Genomic DNA, 809 nt, shown 5'->3' with positions numbered 1-809 from the left:
GCATCCGAAGAAGCGCTGAAAATCACCGCGGCGAAACAGAACGTGCGCGTGCTGGTTTGCGGCCAGTGGGCAGAGCGCGTGCCGGGCCTGGACTTCAAGCGCGTGAACGGCGGTCTGCTGGTTCAGGATCGCGATTTGGGTATGGTGACAGAAGCCGACCTGCGCGTGGTGACCAAACGTCAGCCGACCGAACAGGAGCTGCGCGACGCGCTGTTCTGCTGGAAAGTGGCGAAGTTCGTGAAGTCTAACGCCATTGTTTACGCCAAAGAGAACATGACCATCGGGATAGGCGCAGGCCAGATGAGCCGCGTTTACTCTGCGAAAATCGCGGGTATTAAAGCAGGTGACGAAGGTCTGGAAGTCAAAGGTTCCGCCATGGCCTCTGACGCCTTCTTCCCTTTCCGCGACGGTATTGATGCGGCCGCTGCTGTGGGCATCACCTGTGTGATCCAGCCTGGCGGTTCAATCCGTGATGACGAAGTGATTGCCGCTGCCGACGAACACGGCATCGCAATGATCTTTACCGACATGCGCCACTTCCGCCATTAATTTCCGGAGCAGAAAATGAAAGTATTAGTGATTGGTAATGGCGGGCGCGAGCACGCCCTGGCGTGGAAAGCAGCGCAGTCTCCGCAGGTTGAAACCGTCTTTGTGGCACCGGGTAACGCCGGTACCGCACTGGAGCCCGCGCTACAGAACGTCGCCATCGGCGTAACCGATATCCCGGCGCTGCTGAGCTTTGCCCGGAACGAGAATATCGATCTGACGATTGTGGGCCCGGAAGCGCCGCTGGTGATCGGCGTTGTAGA

2 pseudogenes are annotated in these 809 nt (G+C 58.7%); both read left to right on the top strand.

Annotation, left to right across the window (positions count from 1 at the left end):
• A pseudogene (gene purH / locus HP459_RS23190) lies at positions 1-549 on the top strand (bifunctional phosphoribosylaminoimidazolecarboxamide formyltransferase/IMP cyclohydrolase); the annotation flags it as partial.
• 15 nt (positions 550-564) lie between these two features.
• A pseudogene (locus HP459_RS23185) lies at positions 565-809 on the top strand (phosphoribosylamine--glycine ligase N-terminal domain-containing protein); the annotation flags it as partial.

It is taken from the genome of Enterobacter sp. CM29 (genome assembly GCF_013179605.1).
GTDB classification, from domain to species: Bacteria; Pseudomonadota; Gammaproteobacteria; order Enterobacterales; family Enterobacteriaceae; genus Enterobacter; species Enterobacter intestinihominis.
The sequence above is the reverse complement of the archived record's forward strand: the minus strand, read 5'-3'. Positions and strand labels throughout refer to the sequence as shown.